Origin of the sequence: Brevibacterium metallidurans (assembly GCF_037101285.1) — a bacterium.
GTDB lineage: Bacteria > Actinomycetota > Actinomycetes > Actinomycetales > Brevibacteriaceae > Brevibacterium > Brevibacterium metallidurans.
Genome location: NZ_BAAAAF010000011.1, coordinates 115796 through 138484, shown reverse-complemented (window position 1 = coordinate 138484; position 22689 = coordinate 115796). Strand labels below are relative to the sequence as shown.

Below are 22689 nucleotides of genomic sequence, written 5' to 3'. Positions count from 1 at the left end.
CACACACCACCACGTGTGGCTGCGCCGGCCGGCGTGGTCGGTATCAACCACGAGACTCCGAAAGTCGGAGGTCACCAACTCACTAGTGAAGCAGCATGAGTGACTCCAAACAGCTTGACACCGCGCGGAAACCGTCACTCGGCGTCCAGGATTCGCGGGATGAGGCTGGATTCGCGGGATGAGGCCGAATGCTCGGGGAGATCGAGTGCAGGAGCCTCATGCTTCGGCGGCATGGGCCTCCGCGACGGTGACTTCGGTGAAGGTGAGGCCGGGGGCGAGTTCGTCGGCGGCGCGGCGGATGCGCTCGGCGGTGAGCTCGCTGATCGTCGTGAACGCCCCGCGTTCGGCCGCGGCAGTCCCGGACGTTGCTCCACCGCCGGCACTCGCCGCGCTGGCACTGCCAGCCCCACCGCCACCCCCATCACTCCTCACACCCGCACTCCCGCGACCCGCAGCAGCACTCCTCACACCCGCACTCCCGCGACCCGCACCTCCGCGCAGCGTCTCCGGGGTCTGGACGAGGATGAACGACCGCTGTCCCTCGTCACGCCGGTTCGCCGCCATGACTGCCTGCGCGGTCGTCCCGGACCCGGCGAAGAAGTCGAGAACGATCGCGTTCGGGTCGAAGAACGTCTGCGCCGTGATGAGCGTCTTGACCAGCTCGACGGGCTTCGGATACCCGAACACCCCGCCCAGCCCCAGATCCTCGAGATCGTTCTGCCCGCCGAGCGCCTTGATGATCGAATAGAGCTTCGAGCTCGCCTTCTCATACGGCGTCACCCGCACCACCGCGTGCTTGCCCGGACCCCACGGCCGCAGGATGAATTCGCCCGAGGCGAGCTTCGCATCCACCTCGGCGAGCTTCTTCTCCCCTTTGACCGCGGCGATGTCCTCGTACATCAGCCGCCGTTCGGACCCGCGTTCGTAGCGGCCGAAGCTCGTGCGCAGGACATCGGTCTCGACGAGCATCTTCCGCCCGTCGATGACCTCGACCTTCGCCGGCGCCTTCTTCTCCGTGAGGAACGTCCCCGCGGACCGGGCGTCCCTGCCCCACACGTGGATGTAGTCGTGCCCGCGGACGAACGACGGCGAATTGCCCCCGCCCTTCGCCCGCTGATGGATGAGTGTGCCGAGCGAATTCGCCTCCCCGAAGATCTCATGCCCGAGCAGCTGCGCCCACGCGCTCTCCCCGTCGTCGAGGTGGAGGTAGAGCACCCCGTCATCGCGCATGAGCTCCCGGGCGAGCATGAGTCGGGGCGCCATGAAGCTCAGCCACGAATCGTGATCGTGGCCGTCGTCCTTGTACGCGTGCGCATTGCCTGTGTTGTACGGCGGGTCGATGTAGACGACCTTGACCCGCCCCCGATGCGTGGCCAGCAGCGACTGCAGTGCGGGCAGATTGTCCCCGACGATGAGGAGGTTCTCGCGCAGGTCCGGCACGACGGTCCGTGGTCCGCCGGTTCCGTCCGTCCCCTCGCCGAGGCGGTCCGTCGTAACCGAGGAGCGGCCGTCCGCGCTCGTGGAACCGGACCCCGCCGCTCCCGAGGAGCGCCCCCTTGCGGCAGACACGAATCCGGCCCCCGCCGTCTGGCTGAGCTCTCGTCCGAGGGTGAGCGACTTCTCCTTGCCGGGCCAGCTCAGAGCCGTCGCCATCTTCTCCAACTCCTCTGACGATGCCAAGATTGCCCTATGAGTATTTCACGAGTGGCAGTCGTCGGCGCAGGCATCATCGGTGTGGCTCTCGCCCGCGAGATCACCCGTCAGCTCCCCGACGCAGAGGTCACGGTCTTCGAGCGCGGCCGAACCGTCGGCGGCGCCCAGACCGGGCACACCGCAGGCATCGTCCACGCCGGATTCGACGAAGAACCGGGCAGCCTCGAGGCGACACTCGCCCGCCGTGGCGTCGAACTCCTCATCCCCTATCTCGCCGAGGCGGGTCTGCCCTACCGCGAATGCGGGCAGCTCGTCGTCGCCCAGGACACCGACGAGGTCGACCGCCTCGAGGAGCTCGCCTCCCGGGCCGAGAAGAACGGTGTGCCCGGGATCCGCCTCGTCGACCGGGCCCGAATGGAGGAGATCGAACCGGGCGTGCGAGGCGTCCAGGCCCTCTACTCCCCGCACACCGCGATCACCGACTACCCCGCCCTCGCCGAGGCGCTCGCCGCCGAGATCCGCGACGCCGGGGGCCGCTTCCGCTTCTCCACCGAGGTCACCGGCATCGACACGCTGAGCAGCGAAGTCCGCCTACGCACTCGCCCGGTCATCGCCAAGGACGACGGCGTGGAGAAAGGCGGCGAATCGGGCTACTCCACCGAGATCGTCGTCGGTCCCGACGGCGAGGCCCACGACCGTCCCCGGACCTACCGCGGTGAGGATTCCGAGCCCGCCGCGGATCCCGCGGAGAAGAGCGGTCTGGGCGGTCGCCTCGGCGATGAGCTGCGCACCCGGTTCGGCGACAAGGATTGGTTCAAGCAGGCCGAAGAGCGCATCGACGGCTGGAACTCGGAACGGAAGTCGACATCCGCCGAGGTCGACGCCGGGACCTTCGATGTCGTCCTCGTCGCCGCGGGCCTCCAATCCGACCGGCTGGCGACCGCGACCGGCCTCTCAGCAGAGCCCAGAATCGTGCCTCTGACCAGCACGTATTCGCAGCTCAGTGCCCCCGCCGCCGAGGCGGTCCACGGCATCATCTCCTCCGTGCCCGACCCGGGTGAGCCGTTCGAGGAGACCGTGCTCGCGCGCACCGTCTCAGGTGCCCTGCTGCTCGGCCCGACGACACACCTCGCGCTCGGTCGCGGGGAGGGGTCGGTCGGCGACATCGACTTCGGCGACCTCGGGGCGTCGTTCGGCTTCTCCGGGTTCTGGAAGTTCGCGAAGCGCAACGCCCGCGCGGCCGCCGAGGGCGTCCGGTCGGCGACGAGCACCTCGGCATTCGTCGAGCGGATCAAGCGCTACGCCCCTGACCTCGACACCGCAGGCATGACGACGGGCCCGCGCGGGGTGGGAGGGCTGGTTATCGATGACAAGGGCGAACTCGTCACGAGTCTCGTCGTCTCCACTCGCGGCAGACTCACCCAGGTGAGGTCCGTGCCGAAGGCGGGCGCCACCTCGGCGCTGGCGATCGCCGAACACGTCGTCGCATCGGCCCTGAAGTCCGCGGGACGCCGCTGAGGCAGCGGCGAACCGCACACATCGCCGTCAGCACAGCCGGCCCCGTCGCCGTTAGTGACCTCTAGCCCGACGTCGACCCCGCCACCGGCACACCCCGAACCTGCCGCCGGCGCCGGCACACCCGACCCCTCCTCCGCCGACGGCGCCGCCCTCAACCCGAATGGCGCTCGAGGAACTCGAAGACCTCGGTGTCATCGACGCCGGGTACCGCGCCGGGCGGAACGGCGGCGAGCAGGGACGCATGCATCTTCGCTGACGGCAGGGAGTTGTCCTCCCACTTCGCGGCGAGCTCCTCGGGGGCCGTGCGGCAGCACGAGGGATCCGGGCAGCGTGACTGCGAGCGGATCGAGGACTCCCTGCCTTCGAACCACTTGACGTGGGCGAACGGCACCCCGACGCTGATGGCGTAGTCGCCGCCGGGCAGCACCCGAGCCGTGCACCAGTACGAGCCCTGCGGGGTGTCCGTGTACTGGTAGTAGGGGCTGAACCGGTCGGCGACGCGGAAGACCGTGCGCGAGGTGAAGCGCTTGCACGCGAACTGGCCTTCGATCGCCCCGAGCGGGTCGGTGGGGAAGGGGAGGCCGTCGTTCGAGTAGGCCTTATGGATCGTGCCCGAGGCGTGGACCTTCATGAAGTGGACGGGCAGGCCGAGGTGCTCGGTCGCGAGGTTCGTGAACCGGTGGGCGGCGGTCTCGTAGCCGACGCCGAACATGTCCCGCAGGTACTCCACCGAGAGCTCCCGCTTCCGCTTGGCCTCGGTGAGCACCGGCACCGCCGCACTCTCAGGCAGGAGGACCGCCGCGGCGAGATAGTTCGCATCCACGCGCTGCTGGAGGAACTCCCGGAAGTCCTTCGGCGCCCCGTGGCCGAGCACGTGTGGGGCGAGACTCGTGAGCAGATGCGTGCGCGGATCGAAGGCGGCATCGGCATTGGGCAGGTAGATCCGCCGGTTCGCGGTGTCCGAGATCGACCGGGTCGACGACGGCAGGTCGGAGACGTAGTGGAGGCTGAACCCGAGCTTCTCCGCGATCGTCGCCGTCTCCCGCTGGGACACCGTCCCCGACTCGTAGCCGGCAAGCGAGAGCAGCTCGGCCGCCTGCTTCTCGAGGTCGGCGAAGTAGTTGTTCTTCTCCCGCATCGTCTCCCGCAGCTCCCGGTTGGCCCGCCGGGCCTCCTCCGGGGTCGCCGCCCGCCGGGTGAGCACCTCGGCGAGCTGACGCTGCAGACCGACGATGGCCTCGAGCGCATCCTGCGGCAGGGACTTGATGCGCACCTGCGGCAGACCGAGCGAGGAGTACATCGGGGAGGCCTGATTCCGCTCGGCCTCGAGTTCGAGAGCCTGCCTGCCGTCGACCGGAGTGGGGTCGAGGAGCTCGGAGACCTCGGTGCCGAGCGCCTGCGCGATGCTCGCGAGCAGCGTGACAGAAGTTTCCCGCTTGCCGTTCTCGATCGTCGAGATCTGCGAGGCCGCACGCCCCACACGCTCCCCGAGCTCGGACAGCGTCAGACCCGCCTCTTTGCGAAAAAATCTGATTCTTCTGCCGATACTGAGGTTGTCGACGGATGGGCTCGTTTCCGTCTTCGGTGCTTGAGTGCTGGTCACAACGGCCTCCGAGGTGGCGATCGGGGTGGTGCAGAGCGGGTGTGACCAGTATGACAGAAGCCACAATTTTCACCAATGGGAAGAAGCGAGAATCTTCTTCCCACTTTCCTCTGTCGGAGGGCTTGCGGCCGCACCAAGATGGATCACACGAACCTCGGAACAACACAGGAGTGAGACATCATGAGCGCGAACACCACGCCGAACGAACTGCACGACATCGAAGCGATCCGCCGCGACTGGGCCACCAACCCCCGCTGGCAGGGAGTCGCCCGCGAGTACTCGCCCGAGGATGTCGTCAAGCTGCGCGGCTCGGTGATCGAAGAGCACACGCTGGCCCGCCGCGGAGCCGAGAAGCTCTGGGAGGAGATCCACGACCTCGACTTCGTCAACGCCCTCGGCGCGCTGACCGGCAACCAGGCCGTCCAGCAGGTCAAGGCCGGCCTCAAGGCCATCTACCTCTCCGGCTGGCAGGTCGCCGCCGACGCGAACCTCTCCGGCCACACGTACCCGGACCAGTCGATCTACCCGGCGAACTCGGTTCCCGCGGTCGTCCGTCGGATTAACAACGCGCTCATGCGCGCCGATCAGATCGAGCACGCCGAGGGCATCAGCACCGTCGAGGACTGGATGGTCCCGATCGTCGCCGACGCCGAGGCCGGCTTCGGTGGTCCGCTCAACGCCTTCGAGCTCATGAAGGGCATGATCAACTCCGGCGCCGCCGGCGTCCACTGGGAGGATCAGCTCGCGAGCGAGAAGAAGTGCGGCCACCTCGGCGGCAAGGTCCTCATCCCCACCTCGCAGCACATCCGCACCCTCCAGTCGGCCCGTCTGGCCGCTGATGTCGAGAACGTCCCCTCGGTCATCATCGCCCGCACCGACGCCGACGCAGCGACGCTCATCACCACCGACGTCGACGAGCGGGACCAGCCGTTCATCACCGGCGAGCGCACCGCTGAGGGCTACTACAAGGTCCGCAACGGACTCGAGGCCTGCATCGCCCGCGGCAACGCGTACGCCCCGTACTCGGATCTGCTGTGGATGGAGACCTCGCTGCCCGACCTCGAGGTCGCCAAGCAGTTCGCCGAGGCGATCCACGCCGAACACCCGGACCAGCTGCTCGCGTACAACTGCTCGCCGTCGTTCAACTGGCGCAAGCACCTCGACGACGACACGATCGCGAAGTTCCAGCGCGAGCTCGGAGCGATGGGCTACAAGTTCCAGTTCATCACCCTCGCCGGCTTCCACGCGCTCAACTACTCGATGTTCGACCTCGCCCACGGCTACGCCCGCGAGCAGATGAAGGCCTACGTCGACCTGCAGGAGCGCGAGTTCGCTGCCGAGGAGCGCGGCTACACCGCGACGAAGCACCAGCGCGAGGTCGGCACCGGCTACTTCGACCTCGTCTCGACCGCAGTCAACCCGGAGGGCTCGACCCTGGCCCTGTCCGGTTCGACCGAGGAAGCCCAGTTCCACTGAGCAGCCGCCCCACACCTGCCGGGCCCGACCGGCCCGGCAGGTGAGGAACCCACCGACTCGGCGCGGCTCGACGATGTTTTCACGGGGTTTGCATCGTCGGTCCGCGCCGAACCCCCACACAGCGCACACCCCGCACCCGCATCCAGCACACCGCAGTTCCTTACAGCACTCGGAAAGAGTGAGGAGAAAGACAATGTCCCGCATCACGATCAACGCACCTGAGGCACCCGGATACGACACCGTTCTCTCGGCGCAGGCGCTCGACTTCGTCGCGGGCCTCCACGAGACCTTCGCAGACCGCCTCGGCGCCCTCATGGCCAAGCGCGGCAACCGGTCGGCGGAGATGAACGACGGCACCCTGCCCCGCTTCACCCCCGACTACGCAGCCGTGCGCGCCGACCGGACCTGGCAGGTCGCCGGCTCCCTCGACGCCCCCGGCCTCGAGGACCGCCGCGTCGAACTCGCCGGCCCCGTCACCGAACCCGAGATCGTCGCGGCACTGAACTCGCAGGCCAAGGTCTTCATCGCCGACTTCGAGGACTCGACGAGCCCGACCTGGGCGAACATCCTCGGCGGACAGCATGCCCTCTACCTCGCTGTGCGCGACCGGCTGCCGGGAGTGAGCAACCGCAATCAGCCGACGATCGGGATGCGCCCGCGCGGCTGGCACCTGCCGGAGAAGCACCTGACGTTCACGAACTCAGACGGTGAGCAGATGCCGGCGATCGGCGCACTCGTCGACTTCGGGCTCTACTTCTTCCACAACGCCAAGCACCTCATCGACGGCGGCACGGGACCCTACTTCTACCTGCCCAAGCTCGAATCCTCGCTCGAGGCTCGGCTGTGGAACCAGATCTTCGTCTGGGCGCAGGACGAGATGGGCATCCCGCAGGGCACGATCCGGGCGACTGTCCACATCGAGACGATCGCGGCCGCGTTCCACATGGAGGAGATCCTCTGGGAGCTGCGCGATCACTGCTCCGGCCTCCAGGCCGCCGGCTGGGACTACCTGTTCTCCGTCGTGAAGAACCTCCGCCACTCCACGGAGTTCATCCTCCCCGACCGCGACCGTCTGACGAACTCGCTGCCGCTGATGAAGGCGTTCACCGACCGTCTGGTGTGGACCTGCCACCGCCGCGGCGCCCATGCGATCGGGACGATGACGAACCTCATGACCAGTCACCCCGACGAGGGCTTCGTCGCCGCCGAGTTCGCCCGGATGCGCGAGGACAAGGCCCGTGAGGCGTGGCAGGGCTTCGACGGCACGTGGGTCGCCGACCCGGGTCTCGTGCCTGCGGCGCTCGCCGTCTACGATGCGGCGCTCGGCGAGCAGCCGCACCAGTTGGAGAACATGCGCCCCGACGTCCGGGTGTGTGCCGATCACCTCCTCGACATCACCGGGCTCGAACCGGTCGTCACCGAGGAAGGCGTGCGGGTCAACATCCGCGTGGCCATCGGCTACCTCAACGAGTGGCTCGGCGGCAACGGCAATGTGGCGCTGGAGAATCTTCTCGAGGATGTCTCGACCGCGGAGATCTCCCGCTCGCAGATCTGGCAGTGGATCCACCACGAGGTCACCCTCGACAACGGCCAGCAGGTGACGAGGCAGCTCGTCGAGCGCTACCTCGGCGAGGAGCTCGCCCTCATCGAGCGCACCCCTGCCGACCATGTCACCGAGGCGGTCGAGATCTTCCGGGCCAGCGCCCTGACCGAGGAGTTCCCCGAGTTCCTCACGGTGCCCGCCTACACCGAGCACCTCGTCGACCGAGTGGCCAAGGACGCGGTCACCGCGGCCTGAGCCACCGCCTCGGCGGATGCCCCGACCCCGATCCGCATCGGCACCCTGGACCTGCACGGACTCGCACTGCACAGCGAGTCACGTCAGGACAGGGTGCCGATGTGCGTCCGCGGGCGAATTTCAGCACGGTGTTCCGACATATCCGCGGTGCACGCACCCTGCCGGTGTCGGAACACCGTGCTGATGTGGAGTCGCCGTGCCGAATTCGGTTCACCGCGCCGATGTCGGATCGCCGGACCACCGAATCGCCGAGGCGGGCGTCAGCCCTCGTCGCTCCACCCCTCCGGCGGCCACGGCTGTCCGTCGGCGAGGGCGTTGAGCTGGTAGGAGATCGCGCCGTCGATCGATTCGCGGATGATGTCGGCGTGACCGGCATGCCTGGCCATCTCCGTGGTGAGGTGGACGAGGATCCAGCGCACGGTCATGGCGAAGTCCTGCGGCATCCACGGGTTGGCCACCGGCACCCGCGCATCGAGGTCGATGCCGCGTTCGGCGATGTCCTGCCTCGTCGCCGCGATCTCGGCGACGGCCCGGTCGAAGACGGCGAGCACCTCGGCGATGTCGAGATCGGGCAGCGTGCCGCCGTCGAACGCGCCATCGAGTCCGAGGGCGGCGTTGAACTGCGCATAGTCGTCCTCGGTGGCGACGAGAGAGGGATCGCGCACCTGCTGGAGCCAGCCGTAGACGACCTGCGCGCCGTGCGTGAGGAGACCCGAGATGCTCAGCGCGCTCACGGTCGGAGTGTTGCGGGCCTGCTCATCGGTGAGATCGAGGGCGGTGAGCCGCAGCTGAGCGCACTGCTGCTCGAGGAAGCTGAGATGGGCGTCGGTTTCGGTCGTAACGGCATGGCGGGCTCCTGAGTGAGGTGGTGGACCTGGATGAGGCGGTGGCATCGAGTGGTGATCGGTGGAACATCTCCATCATCGAGTCCATCGCGGACGTATGATGTCCGCATCGTTCGCCGTTCTCCAGTCCGGATCGTCGAACGTTCGCCGAGGTGGGGGGTGCACGCCCAGCCGGTGCCCGACCCGACCGCCCCGAGGAGACCGATGACCGCCGAGAGCAGACTCCTCCGCCTTCTCGCCCTGCTCGGCTCCGGACGGTCGTTCACCGCCGGGGAGCTCGCCGCCGAATTCGCCGTCACTGCCCGCACGATCCGCCGCGACATCGCCTCCCTCCGCGAACTCGGTTACGCGATCGACGCAGCACCCGGCGTCGACGGCGGCTACCGCGTCCGCAGTCGCACCATGCTGCCGCCGCTCCAGCTCGACGCCGGCGAGGCGATGGCCACCGGCATCGGACTCGCCCTGCTGCGCGGTGCGGGATTGAGCACGGAGAACGCCGAGTCCGCGGGACGGAAGCTGCAGACCATGCTGCCGCCGACGATGAGCGCAACCGTCCGCGCCGTCGCCACCGCCGTCTCCGTTGCCCCTGGTCACGAACCCGACGTCGACCACGGGACCATCGTCGCACTCGCCTCGGCGATCGCCACCTGCCTCCGCGTGACCTTCTCGTATGCGAAGCCATGGACGACCGCCGAGGCGGCCGACCGTCACGTCGAACCCGTCCAGATGGTCGTCCTGGGGTCCCACTGGTATCTCTTCGGCTGGGACCTCGACCGCGAGGACTGGCGGGTCTTCCGCCTCGACCGCATGGTCGACGTGCATGAGACGACGTTCGGATTCGCTCCCCGCGAGAGCCCCGACGCCGAAGCGGCCGTGCGACGCGCGGTCACCGTCGCAGCCTACGAGCACACTGTGATCCTCGAGATCACCGCGTCGGCGTCCGAGGTCGCCCCGTGGTTCTCCTCCCGCGGGGCCACGATCTCCGAAGTGGGGGAGCGGGTGCGTGTCGAGTTCGGAGTCGCCGACCTCGGGGCTGCGGCTGGGTATGCGCTCGGGATTCCCGCTCCGTGCCGCATCGTCGCTCCGCCGCAGCTGCGCACGGAGCTTGCGAACCTGCGCGGGCGCATCGACGACATGTGCGCCGCAGCGGACGAGGGCGCGAGCGAAGGCGGGCTAGCCGACTGAGGTGCCGATGGGCGTCCGCGGGCGAACTTCAGCACGGTGTTCCGACATTTTCGCGGTGCACGCACCCTGCCGGTGTCGGAACGCCCTGCTGATGTGGAATCGCCCCGCTGTTGCCGGAATACCGGGCCGAAGTCAGATCGTCGAATCGCCGAGGCGGGCGAGGACATCCTCGGTGGTCGTCACCTCGGCGAAACCGCCGCCGGAGAGGTTGACCGCGGTGGCCTCGATGAGAGATTCGGCGCTGATCGTCAGGGTCTCGAGGGTCGCGGTGAGCTGTTGCGCAGAATCTGCGCCGGAGGAACCCTCGTCCGCCGCTCCTTCGGCAGCGGATCCTGTGATCCCGTCGGTGCGCACGGCGGCCGCGACGGTGGCGCTGAGCGGGAACGTCGTCGTCGCATCGAGTGCGACGACGACTCGGTAGCCCAGATTGCCGCCCATCCGTGCCGTCGTCTCGACGCACATGTTCGTCTGGATGCCGCCGAGGACGATCGTGTCGATGCCGCGCCCGCGCAACCACGCGTCGAGGTCGGGGCTGCCGATGAAGGCGGAGTTGACCGTCTTCGTCACGAACAGATCGTGCGGTGCGCGGGCTACCTCGGCGAAGAGCTGATTGCCTGCGGCGTCCGGTCGCAAAGGAGAGGCGGGCTTCGTGCTGTCGTGGCGGACGAGGACGATCGGCGCCCCGGCCGCGGCGAACGCGGAGATGAGCGCGCTGACGTTCGCGCGGCATCCCTCGAGGTCATGCGGTTCGCCCCAGTGGGGGTCGAGGAATCCGGTCTGCATGTCGATGACGATGAGCGCCGAGGTGGGTGTGGTCAGGCTGTTCTGCGTGGTGGTCATGTCCCCATTCCACCCCGGTCGTCGTCGAGCGACCAGTGGCGGATATGCCAGTGGGCAATAGAATCGTGCCATGAGAGAGAATGACCGCCGTCCGGACCCGGCCTTCGAGGATGCGAGCTCCGCGGACCCATCCGCCCAGGACCCAGCCTTCGAGGACGGCAGCCTCGCCATCGACATCCTCGTCTTCGACGAGGTCCGCATGTACGACGTGGCCACCGCCCTCGAGGTCTTCTCCGACCGGTCGGCCAGAGGACTCCCGCCCGTGCGCGTCCGCCTCGTCGGTTCCCAGCCGAACGTGCGCTGCGATTCAGGTGCCGTGCTGACCGTCGACACGGGAGCCGTGAAGCCCAGCCCCGCACGTGTCGCTGAATCTGCAGGTCAGCGGCCCGCTCGCCTGCTCGTCGTGCCGGGTTCCGAGGTGCGTCTCGGCCGCCTCGCCGAGGCTGACCTGACGCGGGTGCGCACCTTCGACGGCATCGTCGCAGCCCTGTGCACCGGCGCCTTCGCCCTCGCTGAGGCGGGACTGCTGGCGGGACGACGAGCGACGACGCACTGGCGGTTCGCGAATGAGCTCGCGACGCGTTTCCCCGACACCGAGGTGGTCCCCGACGAGATCTTTGTCGGCGCGGACCGCGTGTGGACCTCGGCGGGAGTGAGCGCCGGAGGGGATCTCCTCCTCCACCTCGCCGATCAGGCGTGGGGCGCCTCGGTGGCCGCCGACATCGCGCGGTCGATGGTCCTGCCGCTGCGCCGCACTGGCAATCAGGCGCAGTTCGTCGACAGGACGGTGATCGATCTCGCTCGCAGCGCCTCGGCGAACAGCGACTTCCACGCCCTCGAAGCCCGCGTGACCGCCGCCCCGCAGGAGGACTGGTCGGTGCGGCGCTTCGCCCGAGAGCTCGGGCTGACCGAACGCACATGCTTCCGCACCTTCCGCGACCTCACCGGGCTGACCCCGCACGAATGGCTCACCGCGATGCGCCTCGACGTCGCCCGCCAGCTCCTCGAGACGACCGCACTGCCGATCGACCTTGTCGCCGCGGACTCGGGACTGGGTTCGGGTGACAATCTGCGCAAGCACTTCGCCGTGAAGTTCGGGGTGGCCCCGAACGCCTACCGCGCGACGTTCGCCGCCCGGGCCGGCAATCCTCCGCGCTGACAGCAGACCGACCCCGAGGCGGCCCCGGAGCGGCCCCGACACCAACAGTGCGTTTCCCGCGACGGTGACGGCGAGGTGTCCGGGAAGTGGCCGGAGGGTGAATCGCTTCACACGTCGTCCATATACTGATGCCATGACGATTCTCATCGGCTATCTTCCTGCCCCCGAAGGGGAGGCGGCGCTGCGCGCGGGATTCGCGGAGGCCGCACTGCGCACGTGCGACGCCGTCGTGGTCAACTCCCAACGACGCGGCGCCAGCGGCGCCCCGACCGAGATCGACAAGGACGACATCGATCGCATCGTCGCCCTTGGTCAGGAGGCGGGAGTGGCCGTGAGCGTGCTCCAGCCCGACCACGAGGACGACGTGCCGGGCACGCTCAACGACCTCGCCGCCGAGCATGACGCGCAGCTCATCGTCATCGGCCTGCGCAAGCGCTCGGCCATCGGGAAGTTCATCCTCGGCTCGCAGGCCCAGCGCATCCTCCTCGAAGCCGAAGTCCCCGTGCTCACCGCGAAGGCCTGAAGCTCCCGCCGTTCACCGCGCGGACTCGAGTCCGTGACCCCACGCGAGCAGTTCGGCCAGGGAGACGCCGCGCGCATCGCTGAGGTCGGCGATCTGCGTCCGACACGAGTACCCGTCGGCGAGCACGACGCGAGCCCTGTTCGGTTCGGAGTCCCGGAGCGCCGGCAGGAGGGCGAGCTCGGCGACGGCGACCGAGGTCTCGTAGTGACCGGCTTCGACCCCGAAGTTCCCGGCCAGCCCGCAGCACCCGCCGATGAACTCCGCGCTCGCCCCCGCCCGCGACAGCAGCTCCTTATCCGCGGCCGTCCCGAGCACCGCCGACTGGTGACAGTGCGGTTGGACGATCGCCTCGATGCCGGCAAGGTCGGGAAGCTCGGCGCCGATCTCAAGCAGATGCTCCGCGAGGGTCCGCACGCGCGCTCCCACCCGCTCCGCCGCATCGTCGGCGAGGAGCTTCTGCGCATCGTCCTTGAGCGTGGCCAAGCATGACGGTTCGACCCCGACGATCGGCATCTGCCCGGTCGCATCGAGTGCCGCGATCGTCTGACGAAGGTGCGTCTTCGCCGCATCGAGCTGTCCCGTCGAGATGAGCGGCAGACCGCAGCACACGGTCTGCTCGACGACGCGCACCCGCACTCCCGCATGCTCGAGGACCGCGACGGCGGCCGCGAGGATCCGCGGCGCGAAATGGTTCGACCACGAGTCCGCGAAGAGGACGACCTCGCCGAGGTGGACCGGTCGTGCCGTCCCCGACCCGGCCCCCGCCGCCGCGCCCGACTCCGACCCAGCTCCCACCTCGGCGCGGTCATCCCACCAGCGACGGAACGTCGTCGTCGCGAACGTCGGAATCGACCGGCGCCCATCGATCCCTGCCAACCGCTTTCCCACGGCACCGACCCCGGGCAGACGGGCGAGACGGTTGACGGCACCCGCGACCGGGGTGAGCGCGGCGGCGAGCTGCGGAAGGAACCCGAGGGCGTAGTGACTGGGCGGCCGCAGCCGCCCGCGGTAGGTCTGGTGGAGGACCTCGGCCTTGTACGCGGCCATGTCGGTGCCCGTCGGACATTCGCTCGCACACGCCTTGCAGGACAGGCAGAGGTCGAGCGCCTCGGCGACGGCGGGGGAGTCCCACCGGGGCTCGAGCAGATCCCCGGAGACCATCTCCTGGAGCACGCGCGCCCGCCCCCTCGTCGAATGCCGCTCATCCCTCGTGGCCTGGAACGACGGGCACATCACCCCGCCGGTCGCCGCGGAATCCGCCCGGCACTTGCCGACCCCCGTGCAGCGGTGGACCGCCGAGGCGAACCCCTCGGCCTCACCCGCATACGCCATCGCCAGCGGCCCGGGCAGCCGTGTCCGGTGGGGCACCTCGGCGAGGCGGATCGAGTCATCGAGCGGGTAGGGATCGACGATGACGCCGGGACCGAGCAGATGACGCGGATCGAAGAGCTCCTTGACTGAGCGGTTGAGGGCGATGACCTCGGGCGGGTAGAGCAGCGGAAGGAGCTCCGAGCGCGCCCGCCCGTCCCCGTGCTCACCCGAGACCGACCCGCCGTAGCCGGCGACGAGCTCGGTCGCCGCCACGAGGAAGCGCCGCATCACCGCCGGACCGTCCGGGGCCTCGAGCGGGAAGTCGACGCGCATGTGCACGCACCCGTCCCCGAAGTGCCCGTACGGGATTCCCCACAGTCCGTGCGCATCGAGCAGATCCATGAGATCGCGCAGATAGTCGCCGAGGTGCTCGACCGGAACTGCGGAATCCTCCCACCCGGCGTGGGCGTCGCGGCCGTCGGGCGTCCGCGAGACGAGCCCGGCACCATCGGCACGGATCGCCCAGATCTCGGCCGCGGTTGCGGCATCGACGACGGCGGCGTCGAGGGAGGCGGACTCGCGGATGAGGCGCTGGGCCTGACCGGCGAGGACGTCAGCGTCGTCCCCGGTGAGTTCGACGACGAGCCAGCCTGCGCCCTGAGGCAGGGCGGGGACGGCGCCTGCCCCCTTGGCGGCGACGACCCGATCGAGCATGCGCTCATCGAGACCCTCGCATGCGGCGACGGGGAAGTCGCGCAGCAGCGGGGCATCGCGGGCGGCTGCGACCATGTCCGGATAGCCGAGGACGACCGCCGAGGTGTGCGCGGGCTCGGCGACCAGCCGCATCTTCGCCTCCAGCACGACGCCCCAGGTCCCCTCGGAACCGGCGAACGCCCGCCGGACATCGAAGCCGTTCTCCGGCAGCAGTGCGTCGAGACCGTACCCGGAGACCTGCCGGGAGAAGGTGCCCAGATGCGTGCGGATCACCCCGAGATGCTCGCCGATGAGGGCATGGAGGCGCGGGAAGAGCTCGCGCGGGTCCGTCTCGTCGAGCTCGACGATCGTGCCGTCGACGAGCATGACGCGCAGAGCGAGGATGTTCTCACCCGTGCGGCCGTAGCCCAGCGCCCACGGCCCGCACGCGTTGTTGCCGATCATCCCGCCGATCGTGCACCGCGTGTGGGTCGACGGGTCGGGTCCGAAGCGCAGACCGTGGGCACGGGCGCGCGCCTGCAGGCTCGCATGGACGCATCCGGCCTCGACCCACGCGCTCTGCTCGACGGGATCGAGGTCGAGCACGGCATTCATGTGCCGGGAGAAGTCGAGGACGATGCCCGTGCCGATCGCATTGCCCGCGATCGAGGTGCCGGCACCGCGGCTGACGACAGGGACGCCGAGGCGGCGGGCCACGCTCAGCGTGCGGGCGACGTCCTCCTCTCCGCGGGGGAGGACGACGGCCTGCGGGACGAGTCGGAACAGAGAGGCGTCGGAGGAGTATGCCGCACGGTCGGCGTCGTCGACGGTGACATCGCTGATCCCGGCGGCTCTGAGTTCGACGCCGAGAGCCTCGGCCGAAGCAGCGGTCATGGGTGCATTCTGCCACCGAATCTCATGTGACTGATCAAGTGTCCAAGGCGAGCGATGCCAGTGTCCGCCTGGGGACAATGGCGGATGGCCCGACAACCGGCATTGTCGCTGGCGAAAATTGCACCGGTTTGCGGTTTACTCACACTTCGCGCTCAGATTAGAACAGTTCCTTCCAGGATCCGGGAAAAATTGGCGCGACATCGCTGTCGTGGTATTTAATGGAAGTACATTTTCCTGTGGCGGTGGGCCACATGTGCAGGCAAGGAAAGAAACAATGTCACGTCGCGCTCGCGAATTAACAGTGGATCAGACAGCCCTGGTTGCGGCTGTGCGCAGAATTTCCCGGCAGCGAACCAAGATCAACACGAACTACGTCATGTCGATCCTCCGAGCACGCGAAGAGGGGGCGACCTTCGGTGCCATTGCCGAGGCCGCCGGAACTTCCTCGCAGGCAGTGCAGGAGATCGTGCGCAGGCACGGACGCGTCCAGCGTTCGGAGGGCTCGGGCGACGCCGCTCGTGCTCGGACCGAATCGGCCGGCACCGAAGTGCCGGCAGCCGCCGCCGAGTGACGCAGTCGGGAAGGGGAACGGCGGGTCGCCCCGCCGTCCGCCTTCGTGTGTGCGTATCGATGGGATGGGCGTAGTCCCGGCGGATCTCTGATTTTTATAGGGTAAGGCTATTTGTGCCTATTCTTCGTTTCCCGGCGATTCTTTTCTTGTTTACACGGTAAGTTGAAGAATCCTCCTAAAGGTATTTCCGCGCCCTTCGCCGAGGTGGTTGAAACTCCTTTCTCGCGGGTTCTCCGCCGATTCTCCGACCGTGTTCACGACGGTGTTCGCACTGGTGGTCACGTCGATGAGCATGCCCCGCGGCGGACCCGGATTCGGTCCTGGCGGACTGCGGCTCCGCGCTCGGGCGCGCACGTTAGAGTGACGGCATGAGCGCTTCGACATCCCTGCCCGCCGACCTCGTCGCCGACCCGATCGTCCGCATCGCCGCCGACCTCTCCGTCATCGCGTGGGAGCGGATGAGCGCCTGGCGCTCGTCCTTGGGGACGGATCTCGATGAGTCCGTCATCGACACGAAGACCTCGCCCAACGACCTCGTCACGCTCGCCGATGCGCAGATCGAATCCCTTGTGCGCGGGTACCTCGCGGCCGCCCGGCCCGGCGACCGGATGGTCGGGGAAGAGGGCGCCGAGGCGCTCGATCCCGTCGGGTTCTTCGACCGCGAGTTCCTCCTCCGCCTCCATTCGTTCGATCCCGTGACCGGTCGCCTCGCCGAGGTGACCGATACCGGACTCAATGGTGACGGTCCCAGCGGTGGCGCCCCCGGCAGAGCGAGCGAGTCATCCGGCGATGCGCCGACGGGGGCGGTCCGTCTCGAGTGGCACGTCGACCCGATCGACGGCACCGTGAACTTCGTGCGCGGCATCGAGCACTTCGCGTTCTCCGTCGGCGTCCTCCGCGCCCCCGCCGAGGCGGTCGACGCCGGCGCCGACAGCTCTGCTGACGTCCCGGCCGCAGGATCCTCGGGAGGTGATCCCGCCGGTGACTGGCTCGTCGGGCTCGTCGCCTCGCCCGGCCTCGGTGCGACCTTCGTGGCCGCGCGGGGTCGCGGTGCCTACCGCGTCGAGGGGCGCCTGTTCGATCGGATGCCCGAACCGCCCGGCACCGCGGACGCCGCACCGGCCCCCACCTCGGCGATACGACTCTCCGGTGCGCCTGCGGGACTGTCGGGTCGCCTGCTCGCCACCGGCTTCGCCTACAAGGGCGACAATCGAGCCCGGCAGCTGGCAAAGCTGCCGGCGCTCATGGACGGCTACGACGACATCCGCCGCTGCGGCTCGGCGGCGCTCGACCTCTGCATGGTCGCCGAGGGGAAGGTGACGTGCTACGCCGAACGCGGGCTGGGCATCTACGACTACGCGGGCGGCGCCCTCATCGCCGAGGAGGCGGGTGCCTTCGTCCATCGCGGGGGAGCGGGCGGTCCGACGGCGGCAGCCGATTCGGCCGAGGAACTCGCACGACTCGTCGAGACGATCTGAGCCCGGGGCTGCGCCTCGGCGACTCTGCCCCGGGCGCTCGGGCCGTGACCGACGCGGCACCGCCTCGACGGAAATGTGACGCGGTTAACGGCATACTCACATCCTCTATTTCCTGAAGCTTAGGCTAAGCTAAATCACAGATGACTTTCATCTGCATACGAACGATCGCCTCAAGGAAGTAGAACACGATGATCTCGACCCGACTCCGCCTCGGCGCCGCTCTCGGCGTCCTGGCCCTGGCCCTGTCCGGCTGCGGTGCCAGTGCCGAATCCAGCGAGCAGAACGCCGCCGGCGCCTCCGGCACCGTCACGGTCGAGGACAACAACGGCAAGCAGACCGTGAAGTCCCCGCCGACCTCGGTCGTCGCCACGGACAACCGCACCTTCGAGACCCTCGACTCCTGGGGCATCGAACTCAAGGCCGCCGCCCGCGGTCTCATGCCGGAGGGTCTGTCGTACACGAACAACGACAAGATCGCCGACCTCGGCAACCACCGCGAACCCGACCTCGAGAAGGTCGTCGCCGCGAAGCCTGACCTCATCGTCAACGGACAGCGCTTCGCGCAGTTCCACGACGACCTGCAGAAGCTCGCCCCCGAGGCGGTCGTCCTCGAGCTCGATCCGCGCGACGGCAAGCCCTTCGACGAGGAGCTGCGCCGCCAGACCACCACCCTCGGTGAGATCTTCGGCAAGCAGGACGAGGCGAAGAAGCTCGTCGATGACTTCGACGCGTCGATCGAGCGCGCGAAGTCGGCCTACAACGGCACCGACAAGGCGATGGGCGTCATCACCACCGCCGGTGACATCGGCTACTCCGCTCCCGGCGTCGGCCGCACCGTCGGACCGGTCTTCGACATCCTCGGCCTCAAGCCGGCCCTCGACGTGCCCGAAGGCAGCGACAGGGACAAGGGCGACGACGTCTCGGTCGAGGCCATCGCGCAGTCGAAGCCCGACCTCATGATCGTCATGGACCGTGACGCCTCCTTCGCTCCCGAAGAGCGTGAGAAGGGCTCGGCCCCGGCCGCCGAGGTGATCGAGAAGTCCGAGGCACTCAAGTCCGTGCCCGCGGTGCAGAACGACAAGATCGTCTACTTCCCCGAGGACACCTACCTCAACGAGGGCATCCAGACGTACACCGAGTTCTTCAACTCCTTCGCCGACAAGCTCGAAGCGCAGAAGTAACGCGGGACATCCCGTAGGGGAGACGCCGTGGCGGCGCGGATGCGCCGCCACGGCCCAACCGGGAACGACAGCATGACGAACTCAGAGATCACGGGCGGGCAGACCCGCGCGACCACCTCGGCGGGGGAGAACCCCGGCGGGGACGAATCCGTCTCACCGAGGCCCGGCGAAGCGGGCCGGTCGACGGCGAAGACCCGAGGACGGCTGCTGAGCTGGCAGCTGGGTGTCGCGACGCTTGCGGTGCTCGCCCTCCTCGCAGCCTCCCTGCTCACCGGGGTCTACGACATCTTCGGGGCCGCCGACGGTGCCGAGATGTTCCAGATCACCCGGATCCCGCGCACGGTCGCGCTCGTCCTCGCGGGTGCCGCGATGGCGATGTGCGGGCTCGTCATGCAGCTGCTCACACAGAACCGATTCGTCGAGCCGACGACGACGGGAACGACGGAGTGGGCGGGGCTCGGCCTCATGCTCACCGTCATCATCTACCCCGAGGCGACGATCCTCCAGCGCATGCTCGGCGCGATCCTCGCCGCGTTCATCGGCACCCTCATCTTCTTCCTCTTCCTCCGCCGCGTCTCGCTGAAGTCCTCGCTCATCGTCCCCATCGTCGGCATCATGCTCGGTGCCGTGGTCGGGGCGATCACGACGTTCATCGCCGTCTCGACGGACATGCTGCAGAACCTCAGCATCTGGTTCGCCGGCAGCTTCACCTCGATCCTGCGCGGACAGTACGAGGTCCTCTGGGTCGTCGCGATCGTCGTCGTCGCCGTGTTCATCACCGCCGACCGGTTCACGGTCGCGGGCCTGGGCAAGGAGATCTCGACGAGCGTGGGCCTGAAGTACAACCAGGTCATCCTCGTCGGCACGATCCTCGTGGCCATCGCCACCGGCGTCGTCACCGTCGTCGTCGGCTACCTGCCGTTCCTCGGGCTCATCGTGCCCAACATCGTCTCCATGGTCCGCGGCGACGATCTGCGCTCGAACCTGCCGTGGGTGTGCCTGCTCGGCATCGCGATCGTCACCGTCTGCGACCTCATCGGACGCCTCATCATCGCCCCGTTCGAGGTCCCGGTCTCGCTCATCCTCGGCATCGTCGGGGCCGCCGTCTTCATCGCCCTGATCCTGCGTCAGAGGAGGCGCGGCTGACATGACCGATACGAACATTCACGGCCCCGGGCCGATGACAGAATCCGCGGGCGCCCCGAAGGACGGTGGCACCCCGAAGGACGGGACCGCCCCTTCGGAGCCCGGGAACCGGCGGACGACTCCGGTGAAAGCGGACCCCGCGACCGCCTCGGCGAAGGACCGGTCCTCACGGCACTCCGGGCCGCTGACGACGCGTCGGGCACGCAAGCGGTACTGGACGATCATCGCGATCCTGTCCGTCGCCGCGGTCGGGATCGCGTTCGGCCTCCTGGCCTGGGACAACCCGCTGCCGATCACGGACGAGGGCTTCTGGCTCATCGCGGGCCTGCGCGGGCGCAGCCTCGTCGTCCTCATCATCGTCGCCCTCTGCCAGGCGTTCGCCACGGTCGCGTTCCAGACGGTGACGAACAACCGGATCATCACGCCCTCGATCATGGGCTTCGAATCGCTCTACGTCGCCGTCCAGACCTCGGCGATGTACTTCTTCGGCGTCACCGCGCTCGTCGAGCTCCGCGGCCTCGTGCCCTTCACCCTCCAGCTCACGGCCATGGTCGGGCTCTCGCTCGCGCTCTACGGCTGGCTGCTGTCGGGGAAGTACGCGAACGTCGAGGTCATGCTGCTCGTCGGCGTCGTCATCGGCGGGGGACTGGGGTCGGTGGCGACGTTCATGCAGCGCACCCTGACCCCGAGCGAATTCGACGTCCTCTCCGCGCGCCTCTTCGGATCGATCGCGAACTCCGATGCGACGTACCTGCCCGTCGCGATCCCGCTGTGCCTCATCGCGTGCGCGGGGATCTACCTGTCCTCGCCGAGGCTCAACGTCCTCGCGCTCGGGAAGGGAGTGACCGGCAACCTCGGGCTCAATCACACGCGCGAGATGATCAAGATCCTTGTCTTCGCCTCGATCCTCATGGCGGTGTCGGTGTCGATGATCGGGCCGATGATCTTCCTGGGCTTCCTCGTCGCGATGCTCGCCTACCAGTTCTCCGACACCTACGACCACCGGTACGTGCTGCCGATGGCGGGCCTGCTCGGGTTCGTCGTGCTCGGCGGCGCGTACTTCGTACTCAAGAACATCTTCTACGCCGAGGGCGTGGTCTCCATCATCATCGAAGTCATCGGCGGAGGCGTGTTCCTCTTCGTCATCATGCGGAAGGGTCGACTGTGATCACACTCGGCGAGGTTGCCAAGAACTACAGTGAGAAAGTGCAGATCGGGCCCGTCGACCTGCACATCCCGGCGGGCGGGGTGACCGCCCTCGTGGGACCCAACGGCGCGGGCAAATCGACTCTGCTGACGATGATCGGGCGGCTGCTCGACATCGACGCCGGGGCGATCGAGATCGCCGGCTACGACGTGGCCTCGACGAAGTCGAAGGACCTCGCGAAGATCGTGTCGATCCTGCGCCAGGAGAACCATTTCATCACCCGTCTGACGATCCGACAGCTCGTCGGCTTCGGCCGCTTCCCGTACTCGAAGGGGCGACTGACGACGGCGGATGAGGAGATCATCTCCCGCGCGATCGACTTCCTCGAGCTCGGGGAGCTGGAGAACCGGTTCATCGACGAGCTCTCCGGCGGTCAGCGGCAGCGCGCGTACGTGGCGATGGTGCTCGCGCAGGACACCGAATACGTCCTCCTCGACGAACCGCTGAACAACCTCGACATGAAGCACTCCGTGCAGATGATGCAGCACCTGCGCCGTGCCGCCAGCGAGATGGGCCGCACGATCGTCATCGTCATCCACGACATCAACTTCGCCGGTCACTACGCCGACCACATCTGCGCCGTGAAGGACGGGAAGGTCGCGGAGTTCGGCACGCCTGAGGAGATCATCACCGCCGAGCTGCTCACCCGAGTCTTCGACACCCCCGTCGATGTCGTCGACGGCCCCCGCGGTCGGCTCGCTGTGTACTACTGAGGGGCTCGGGCCGGGGCTGCTGATTCGCAGGCGCGGCGCTGAGGGGCGCGGTTCCCACCGGCGCGACCACTGGCAAGATGTCCGCACGCAACGGTCAAGTGCGCAGCGTCGGGATTTCCGGTTCGCGGCACCACAGCTGTCCGCCTTGCCACTGGCAAGATGTCCGCACGCGACGGGCAAGTGCGCAGCGGCGGGACTTCCGGTTCGCGGCACCGGCGCGCCCTGCGCCTTCGTTCCCGATGTTCACCGAGCGGTTGTCGGACGCGACGTCTTAGGGTTCGCGCGAATCGTGGGTGGCGACGCTGGGGACGCTACCGCGCTCGGCACCTGAGGGCATGACCCATTTCCGGACGCCGATGACGATGAGGGCGATCAGGCCGACGATGAGCAGACCGTCGGCGGCGATGTAGAGTAGGTGCATCATCGAGCCGCCATCGTCGACACCGGCGAGGACGGCGTCGGTGCGCTGGTTGAGCAGGGGGCGGACGAACGCGACCTTGAGGATGAGGACACCGATGACGCCGCTGGTCACCGCCCGGAACGGGGTGCCGACGCCGTCTTTGAGGATCGCCCAGAGCAGGATGACGGCGATGACGATCTCCACCCAGTTCATCGCCGTGAAGACGAGCCGACCGATGCCGAGCCCGAGCGGAATCGTGATTCCCGGCGCTTGGAACTTCAGCGGCGCCTCGATGAGGGAGATGCCGACGATGAGACCGAGCCACAGTGCCGGCAGTACGAGTCGCGCACCAGCGGCGAGCTTTGAGTCCTGAGAACCGAGAACATGGACCATACTCGAATTCTACTCCGCGTAGAAATCGGGTCTGGAGGCGAGTCCGAGGCACTGTCCGAGCCGTCCGTGTCTCCCCACCCGAGCCACCTCCATCGCCCCACC

At 68.2% G+C, this 22689-nt stretch carries 18 protein-coding genes; 12 read left to right on the top strand and 6 right to left on the bottom strand.

All coding sequences use genetic code 11. The features are described from left to right. Nucleotides 1-216: 216 nt before the first annotated feature. Complete coding sequence (locus AACX88_RS13470) at nucleotides 217-1653, bottom strand: site-specific DNA-methyltransferase (RefSeq protein ID WP_339393452.1); 1437 nt, start codon at nucleotides 1651-1653, stop codon at nucleotides 217-219. Nucleotides 1654-1689: 36 nt separating this feature from the next. On the opposite strand from AACX88_RS13470, the gene AACX88_RS13465 reads away from it, so the two are divergent. Further along, nucleotides 1690-3171 (top strand): FAD-dependent oxidoreductase, encoded by a 1482-nt coding sequence (locus AACX88_RS13465; RefSeq protein WP_339393451.1) that lies wholly within the window; start codon nucleotides 1690-1692, stop codon nucleotides 3169-3171. A 151-nt stretch (nucleotides 3172-3322) separates the two neighbouring features. On the opposite strand, the gene AACX88_RS13460 is transcribed toward AACX88_RS13465, so the two are convergent. Next, on the bottom strand, nucleotides 3323-4774 hold the full coding sequence (locus AACX88_RS13460; protein WP_171007123.1) for a helix-turn-helix transcriptional regulator: 1452 nt from the start codon (nucleotides 4772-4774) through the stop codon (nucleotides 3323-3325). A gap of 180 nt (nucleotides 4775-4954) precedes the next feature. Here AACX88_RS13460 and aceA point away from each other — a divergent pair, with 180 nt between their 5' ends. Together aceA and AACX88_RS13450 are read left to right on the top strand one after the other, a co-directional pair. Continuing rightward, a complete protein-coding gene (gene aceA / locus AACX88_RS13455; protein ID WP_137826914.1) occupies nucleotides 4955-6250 on the top strand; it encodes an isocitrate lyase in 1296 nt (431 codons plus the stop codon). 193 nt (nucleotides 6251-6443) lie between these two features. Further along, nucleotides 6444-8048: a malate synthase gene (locus AACX88_RS13450; RefSeq protein WP_339393449.1), complete on the top strand. Its 1605-nt coding sequence runs from the start codon at nucleotides 6444-6446 to the stop codon at nucleotides 8046-8048. 260 nt (nucleotides 8049-8308) lie between these two features. On the opposite strand, the gene AACX88_RS13445 is transcribed toward AACX88_RS13450, so the two are convergent. After that, the gene (locus tag AACX88_RS13445) at nucleotides 8309-8941 is read right to left on the bottom strand and encodes a mycothiol transferase (RefSeq protein WP_339393448.1); all 633 of its coding nucleotides are present in this window, start codon (nucleotides 8939-8941) and stop codon (nucleotides 8309-8311) included. A 156-nt stretch (nucleotides 8942-9097) separates the two neighbouring features. On the opposite strand from AACX88_RS13445, the gene AACX88_RS13440 reads away from it, so the two are divergent. Next, the gene (locus AACX88_RS13440; RefSeq protein WP_339393447.1) at nucleotides 9098-10078 is read left to right on the top strand and encodes a helix-turn-helix transcriptional regulator; all 981 of its coding nucleotides are present in this window, start codon (nucleotides 9098-9100) and stop codon (nucleotides 10076-10078) included. A gap of 132 nt (nucleotides 10079-10210) precedes the next feature. Here the strand turns inward: AACX88_RS13440 and AACX88_RS13435 are convergent, their stop codons facing one another. Continuing rightward, a complete protein-coding gene (locus tag AACX88_RS13435) occupies nucleotides 10211-10918 on the bottom strand; it encodes a cysteine hydrolase family protein (RefSeq protein WP_339393446.1) in 708 nt (235 codons plus the stop codon). Nucleotides 10919-10988: 70 nt separating this feature from the next. Between AACX88_RS13435 and AACX88_RS13430 the strand changes: the two genes are divergently transcribed. Together AACX88_RS13430 and AACX88_RS13425 are read left to right on the top strand one after the other, a co-directional pair. After that, the gene (locus AACX88_RS13430; protein ID WP_339393445.1) at nucleotides 10989-12077 is read left to right on the top strand and encodes a GlxA family transcriptional regulator; all 1089 of its coding nucleotides are present in this window, start codon (nucleotides 10989-10991) and stop codon (nucleotides 12075-12077) included. Between the two features lie 133 nt (nucleotides 12078-12210). Continuing rightward, nucleotides 12211-12600, top strand: a complete 390-nt coding sequence (locus tag AACX88_RS13425; RefSeq protein ID WP_137826919.1) for a universal stress protein — start codon at nucleotides 12211-12213, stop codon at nucleotides 12598-12600. Nucleotides 12601-12612: 12 nt separating this feature from the next. Here AACX88_RS13425 and AACX88_RS13420 read toward each other — a convergent pair whose 3' ends face one another. Continuing rightward, complete coding sequence (locus AACX88_RS13420; RefSeq protein WP_339393444.1) at nucleotides 12613-15498, bottom strand: FAD-binding and (Fe-S)-binding domain-containing protein; 2886 nt, start codon at nucleotides 15496-15498, stop codon at nucleotides 12613-12615. A gap of 328 nt (nucleotides 15499-15826) precedes the next feature. Between AACX88_RS13420 and AACX88_RS13415 the strand changes: the two genes are divergently transcribed. From AACX88_RS13415 to AACX88_RS13390, 6 genes are all read left to right on the top strand, one after another. Beyond that, on the top strand, nucleotides 15827-16069 hold the full coding sequence (locus tag AACX88_RS13415) for a hypothetical protein (RefSeq protein WP_339393443.1): 243 nt from the start codon (nucleotides 15827-15829) through the stop codon (nucleotides 16067-16069). A 368-nt stretch (nucleotides 16070-16437) separates the two neighbouring features. Next, nucleotides 16438-17547, top strand: coding sequence for an inositol monophosphatase family protein (locus AACX88_RS13410; RefSeq protein ID WP_137826985.1), 1110 nt, complete (start codon nucleotides 16438-16440; stop codon nucleotides 17545-17547). A 188-nt stretch (nucleotides 17548-17735) separates the two neighbouring features. After that, nucleotides 17736-18728 (top strand): siderophore ABC transporter substrate-binding protein, encoded by a 993-nt coding sequence (locus tag AACX88_RS13405; protein WP_137826986.1) that lies wholly within the window; start codon nucleotides 17736-17738, stop codon nucleotides 18726-18728. 72 nt (nucleotides 18729-18800) lie between these two features. Continuing rightward, the gene (locus AACX88_RS13400; protein ID WP_137826987.1) at nucleotides 18801-19874 is read left to right on the top strand and encodes an ABC transporter permease; all 1074 of its coding nucleotides are present in this window, start codon (nucleotides 18801-18803) and stop codon (nucleotides 19872-19874) included. A gap of 1 nt (nucleotide 19875) precedes the next feature. Further along, nucleotides 19876-21042 carry an iron chelate uptake ABC transporter family permease subunit gene (locus AACX88_RS13395; RefSeq protein WP_339393440.1) on the top strand — a complete coding sequence of 389 codons (1167 nt, stop codon included), beginning with the start codon at nucleotides 19876-19878 and terminating at the stop codon, nucleotides 21040-21042. Beyond that, a complete protein-coding gene (locus AACX88_RS13390; protein WP_339393439.1) occupies nucleotides 21039-21794 on the top strand; it encodes an iron ABC transporter ATP-binding protein in 756 nt (251 codons plus the stop codon). The genes AACX88_RS13395 and AACX88_RS13390 overlap by 4 nt, the downstream gene beginning before the upstream one ends. 271 nt (nucleotides 21795-22065) lie before the next feature. Here AACX88_RS13390 and AACX88_RS13385 read toward each other — a convergent pair whose 3' ends face one another. Next, nucleotides 22066-22587, bottom strand: a complete 522-nt coding sequence (locus tag AACX88_RS13385) for a hypothetical protein (RefSeq protein ID WP_339393438.1) — start codon at nucleotides 22585-22587, stop codon at nucleotides 22066-22068. Nucleotides 22588-22689 lie beyond the last annotated feature (102 nt).